Below are 6,405 nucleotides of genomic sequence, written 5' to 3'. Positions count from 1 at the left end.
TGGGATCATGCGGAGCATTAAAGGCCAGATACATGAAGAATGGGTCCTCATCTTGTGAGGCCTGTTCCATGAAATCTTCCGCATCGTCTCCCAGCACTTCGCTCCAGTGTTTGCCGCCTTCCCAGTATCCGCCGAATGACGTATCGTAAGGCGACCACTGTGGTTCTTTGCCCTTGATGGGTCGGTTGTAGGTTTCAGGAACCGCTTCCGGCATGCCGGGGCGAATGTGACGGGTATGATCGAAAACGCTATCTGCGTTAACTTTGACATGCCATTTGCCTGAGAAATAGGTGTCATAACCCTGTTCGCTTAGCATTTGACTCCACAGATAATTTTTACCGGCAAGACTGTCCAGGTTGCTTTCACTTTCCCGCGCATTCCAGAGGAATTCTCCGGTGACCAGCATGGTGCGCGAGGCAACGCATACCGCACCGTGCCAGGCGCCCATGTTGTAGGCATGAGTGAAGCTGGTGCCCTCCTGTACCAACTTGTCGAGGTTGGGTGTCTGTATTTCCCCGTTCCCGAGAGCATGAATCGTGTTGTACGCCTGATCATCGGCGAAGATGAACAGGATGTTGGGCTTCTCTTTCTTCTTTTCCTTACATGACCAGATGGAAATAACAAGAAAGAAAATGATAAGATGTTTAAAAATAAATTTTTTCATAGTCTAAAAGGGTTATTTTTAAATATATATTTGTTGGTAGAGTTAAAGTATAAAAAGCACCAAATATCAAGCATCAAATAACAAATAATATCCAATTTCCAAAATCCAATGAACCAAACACCAGATTTACAGCTTTTCTTTGGTTTGAACTATAACCATTGAATTTTGATATTCCCACCTGCCGGAAAGGCAGGGGTTTGAAATTTGGAATTTGGTCATTATCCGTCATAAGCCGGACAAGTTTTGTTATTTGATTTTTGTATTTTGGGATTTTATTAAAGAATCCGGAGGACAATTACTGTTTTATTTGGATTTTAAAACTATATGCATGCTCGCAGGGCTTTTCCTGTGGATGATTAATGATCAGCCCTTCCTTCTGCATGCTCCATTCGACCGAATCATCCAGCCCAAGCATGTAGATCGATTCTATCTGTGATTCTTTATAATCTTTAAAAGCATTCAGAACGACCTCTTTTTCCGTCCACTTCATAGAGATGGCATAGACGGTCTGCTCGCCTTTCCGGGTATAGCGGATGCTGTCCTCCCCATAGGTTTTCCAGTAGTCGGTGTCGAAGATCGCCTCTCCGTTTACTTCCAGCCATTGTCCGATGCTTTTCAGCCGGTCCTTCATGATCCCCGGAATGGTGCCATCGGCCTTCGGTCCTACGTTCAGCAGCAGGTTCCCGTTTTTGCTGACGATGTCCACGAATTCGTCTATCAGTTGGTTGGTTGTTTTATAGTCTTCCGGCGTAGCCACTTTGTTGTAGGCCCAGGAACCTCCGCCCATGTAGGTGGGGCATTGCCATTTTCTTGTGTTGACTGAATCCATGGAAAGGTGATCCAGCTCAATGAAGTCGCCGACCTCGGGTGGGGCCATCGGCTCGTTACGGATGGTTTTGTTGTTGAAAGCCACTTCTTTGCCCCACTTTTGGGCTGTATTGAAGTAATCGGCCATCATTCTTTTCATATAGGGATGAAACAGGGTGTCTCCCCACCCGAAATCAAACCAGGCAAAATCGGGTTTGTATTTTCTTTGTATTTCTTTCCATCGTTGTTCCCAGTTTTCCAGGAAAGCTTTGCTCTGCGGGGCTCCGGGTTCGTGGGGTTCGGGATATATACCGTCAATCCCGGTATATTGCGGGTCTTTTGTATCGCAATTTTGATCCAGCTCATAGGAGGGCTCGTAGTATTTCCAGTTCTGGGCGCGATGGTAGGAAGGGGCATATTTCATGCCTTGCTTACGGACTGCCTTGCCTAGCTCTCCAATGATATCCCGCTGAGGCCCTTTGTCCATGGCATCCCATTCGGTGAGCTCGCTGTCCCACATGGCAAATCCATCGTGGTGTTCGGCCACGGGTACCACATAACGGGCGCCTGCTTCCTTGAAAAGCCTGGCCCACCGGTCCGGATCCCAGTTTTCCGCTGTGAAATCGGGCAGAAAATCCTTGTATCCGAATTCCCAGGGCGGACCATACGTTTTGGTATGGTGTTGATAGATGTCATGCCCTTCGGTGTACATAAAACGGGGATACCATTCATTCTTATAGGCGGGCACCGAATAGATGCCCCAGTGGATGAAGATCCCCAGCTTGGCATCGTCGAACCATTCCGGTAATTCGTGTGTCTTCAGCGATTCCCACGTCGGTTCATACTGTTTTTTCGCTTTTTCCTGGCAGCCGATAGCAAGAAGCAAGGCTGCCATAAGGATCAGGAGGATGGTGCGTTTTTGGTTCATCTTTATTGGTTTTAGGGTGATAAAATAAAATCTATTGTTTAGGCCGGTCTAAAAAAGTTTTTTTTGCCACCAAAGCACCAAAACACGAAATTTCACTAAAAATAAAATACTGAATATCTTTTTTGTGAGTTTTGATCTTCATATCCAAAGTAGGTGGAATGGAGTTTTGATAGCATATTTCTTATTCACTTATTTAATCATTCATGCATTCAATCACTGGACCATTCAATCCCACCTCCACTCTGTTTCGGTTGCTTACGCTAAAGCTTCAGCGACAGCGTGCGGGCAGTTCGCCTGCCTTGCGGGTAAGCATTCAATCACTCAATCATCCAATCATTCCCTAAGGTGGCGTAATCATTCCGTGTGGATCCCATAGATCTTCCCAGCTCTGATTGTCTTTCCAAAGGAATACCTGCCCTTTGATCAGTCGGCAGTTCTTGTCGATGCCGGCAATTTGTGTCATTTCCTCCTCAGTAAGATAATCTCCGGTGACAGCCTCCAGGTTGCTGTATAACTTTTCGGGTTTTACAGAGAAGGGTATGGGTATTTGTCCCCGTTGTACCGCCCATTTAAGGCAGACCAGTGCCGGGTGTATCCCGTGATTTTCTGCGATCTGAACAATTACCGGGTCTTCAATATCCACGGTATCTTTTTCCGTCCGGTCCCTTTCAGGCCGTTTGGGTGAACCTAAGGGGCTGAATCCAATGGGTTGAATGGCGTTGTTGATCAAAAACCTGAAGAGCCCGGGTTGCTGAAAGTGTGGATGGAGCTCCATTTGATTGGCCACCGGTTTGATCCTTGCATCATGCAGAAGCCGGGTCATCTTCGCGATGGTATGGTTCGATGTACCAATGTGCCTGACCAGTCCCTGATCGACCAGCTTTTCCATCTGTCGCCAGGTTTTCATGTAATTTTCATGAATGTAAGGCTGGGCACTGGGATCTCGGGATTCGATATCAGCTCCCGGCGGATGGGCGTTAGGGAACGGCCAGTGTGTGAGGTACAGATCCAGGTAGCCGACCTGCAGGTCTTCGATGGACTGCTTGCAGGCCGGGATAACATCCTCCTCTGCATGCTTGTCGTTCCATAACTTAGACGTGATCCAGAGTTCCTTCCTTTCTACCACCCCTTCCCTGAAAAGGTAGTTCAGCACTTCACCTATCTCTTTTTCGTTGCCGTAAACCGCTGCACAATCAATATGCCTGTAACCCATCTTAATGGCTTCTTCTACAGCCCCGGCAACTTCTTCGGCTGTATAATTCTCAGAGGCAAAAGTGCCCATCCCGATGGCGGGGATCTCCTGTGCATTGTATAATACCCTTTTGGGTACTTTTTCCGGGTCTATGGTTTTGTCTGGATTCATGCTCATGACATTCGGTTGTTTTAAATTTATGAAATAATGTATATAAATGATAAAATGATAAAAGGATAGAATGTTGATGTAGCTGAAATCATCATATGAATATTAATATGCTGGCTTTTTATAGGTTCATTTTTGATTTAATCTCAGCTTATTTTTATTCCTAATTTTATTATTTATGTAATCATGCATTTTTCGTTCAGTCCCGCCTACATGCAGGCTTGCATCCAATCATTCAATCATTCAATCATTGTCCAGCTTCTTCATCAAATACCACCGCAACCTTACCGCTCTTGCCTTTGGCCATCAAGTTGTAGGCTTCTCCCGCTTTGTCCAGCGTATACCGGTTGGTTACCAGTTCCTCAGGGTGGAGGTTCCAGCGGGAAAGCCTTTCCACCAGCTCTTCCATCATCCATATCGAGGTGACCCAGGAGCCGTGAATGCTGATTTGTTCGTGAATGATATCGGGGCTGGGCTGAAATTCCACATCACCTCCTTCACCGACGAGTGCCACTTTACCCCATTTGCGCGTGGCACGTATGGCCAGTTGTCTGCCCGCGTTGCTTCCTGAACAGTCAAAGGCTTTTTCTACACCGTAGCCTCCTGTTGACTCCCGGATTTTCTCCAGTGTGTCTTTTTCGGGTTGATATATTTCGTCTACCAGCCCCTTTTCTTTGGCTATATTAATCCGATTTTCCTCTTTTTCCACACCGATAAGTTTGTTGGCACCCATGGCTCTTGCCAGCATCAGGTTGGCCAGACCTACGGGCCCCAGACCGGTGACCAGCACGGCATCTTCACCACTGACACCGATCTTCTGTATGGCCTCATATACGGTACCGAATCCGCAGGCCACCTGGGCCCCGTCGGTGTAAGTCAAATTATCCGGCAGGAATACCAGGTCTTTTTCATCGGCCAGAATATATTCCGCCATTCCGCCGTCTCTTTGCCATCCGTAAGCCTGGCGGTGATCGCTGGTGCAGGAGATCATATATCCCCGGCGGCAATCGTTGCAAACACCGCATCCGGAGATGTGGTAAATGATCACCCGGTCGCCCTCGCCAAAACGTTTCAGTCCGCTGCCGCATTTAATGATCTGGCCGCAGGGCTCATGTCCGGCAATGACATTCTGATAGGCCTCAGGCCCTTTGCCTTTGTGTTCATGATAAATTGCGCGGATGTCACTGCCACAAATGGTAGATGACTTGGTTTTTATCAGCACCTGCCCGGGTCCGGGCTCAGGTACGGGAACGTCTTTAATCTCCACACTGCTGTTACCTGGAAGATAGAGTCCTTTCATGCTTTCTTTAATTTTTTCCATACTGTTTTTGTTTTTATACGTTCCTTAAATGAATTTTTTCCGTACGTCGTCCGTAGATGGTGATCACGATAAAGCTGATCAGCGGCAGTACAAAGGATACCCTGACAGCAGGATAGGAGAAAATGGTTCCCAGGTCAATGATGGCACCCTGCAGGGGTGGCATGATCGAGCCACCGACTATGGCCATGATCAGACCGGCAGCACCGAATTTGGCATCGGCCCCGAGACCTCTCAGCGCTATGCCGTAAATGGTTGGGAACATCAGCGACATGCAGGCAGATACACCCACCAGGCAATACAGACCAACCATACCTTGGATGAAAATGGTTCCCAGAACGAGAGCCATGCCGCCGATGGCAAAGATCATCAGCAGTTGACCGGACCGGAAGTATTTCATTAGATAGGTGGTGATAAACCGGCTGCTGGCAAAAATGATCATGGCTACGATATTGTAACCCTGGGCCTCGGCTTCTGTCATGCCCAGCTCCATGGTACCGTAATGGATGATGAACGTCCAGCACATGATTTGTGCCCCGACATAGAAAAACTGTGCAATGACGCCTTCATAGTATTTCCTGTTGCTGAAAAGCCGCTGTAAAGTGGATTTTACCCGCAGGGAATGATCCTGATCCTGTTTTTTGGGCATATTGGTCACGGCAATGAGTATGAATATGATAAGTATGACACCGGCAATGGCTATATAAGGTGTCCGGATGATCCCCAGGTCTGAGGCGGTAACCTGTTGCAGTTGCTCTGCGGTCATTTTAGCCCGATCCCCTGCCGAGGCCGGGTTGATCCTGGCCAGAACAACCTGCTGGGCTACAAACATACCCATCAAAGAACCTACCGGGTTAAAAGCCTGGGCGAAATTCAGCCTCCGGGTGGCGGTCTCTTCAGGTCCCATGGATAAGATGTAGGGGTTGGAGGTGGTTTCCAGGAAAGAAAGCCCGCAGGTTAAAATGAAATAGGCAAGCAGAAATGGCCAGAACAGCAGCATCTGACTGGCCGGAATGAATAACAGCCCGCCTATTGCATATAAAATAAGGCCTACGAGTATGCCCGACTTGTAATTGAAACGTTTAATGAAAAGGGCTGCCGGAAAGGCCATAACGAAATAGCCGCCATAGAAGGCAAACTGAACCAGGGCGCCCTGAAAATTGCTTACCTGCAAGATCTTTGAAAAGGCCTTGACCATCGGGTTGGTCAGATCATTGGCAAATCCCCAGAGTGCAAAACAAGTGGTTAATAAAATAAAAGGCAATATGAGATCTTTCGGTACAATGGGTTTACTGCTCGTGCTTGTCATAGTTTTGATTTTAGGATTA

Annotated in this window: 5 protein-coding genes; all 5 read right to left on the bottom strand. The window is 47.5% G+C overall.

Annotated features, from left to right (window positions below; translation table 11 throughout):
* Positions 1–664: sulfatase-like hydrolase/transferase (locus KGY70_15180; protein ID MBS3776538.1), on the bottom strand; the 664-nt coding region annotated here is incomplete at its 3' end.
* A gap of 295 nt (positions 665–959) precedes the next feature.
* Positions 960–2,399 carry an alpha-L-fucosidase gene (locus KGY70_15175; protein ID MBS3776537.1) on the bottom strand — a complete coding sequence of 480 codons (1,440 nt, stop codon included), beginning with the start codon at positions 2,397–2,399 and terminating at the stop codon, positions 960–962.
* A gap of 340 nt (positions 2,400–2,739) precedes the next feature.
* Positions 2,740–3,762 (bottom strand): aldo/keto reductase, encoded by a 1,023-nt coding sequence (locus KGY70_15170; GenBank protein ID MBS3776536.1) that lies wholly within the window; start codon positions 3,760–3,762, stop codon positions 2,740–2,742.
* 244 nt (positions 3,763–4,006) lie between these two features.
* The gene (locus KGY70_15165; GenBank protein ID MBS3776535.1) at positions 4,007–5,059 is read right to left on the bottom strand and encodes a zinc-binding dehydrogenase; all 1,053 of its coding nucleotides are present in this window, start codon (positions 5,057–5,059) and stop codon (positions 4,007–4,009) included.
* 34 nt (positions 5,060–5,093) lie between these two features.
* Positions 5,094–6,386, bottom strand: coding sequence for an L-fucose:H+ symporter permease (gene fucP, locus KGY70_15160; GenBank protein ID MBS3776534.1), 1,293 nt, complete (start codon positions 6,384–6,386; stop codon positions 5,094–5,096).
* Between the last annotated feature and the right edge of the window lie 19 nt (positions 6,387–6,405).

The sequence above is a fragment of the Bacteroidales bacterium genome, from assembly GCA_018334875.1.
GTDB lineage: Bacteria > Bacteroidota > Bacteroidia > Bacteroidales > UBA12077 > JAGXLC01.
This window is presented reverse-complemented; position numbering and strand designations above follow the sequence as displayed.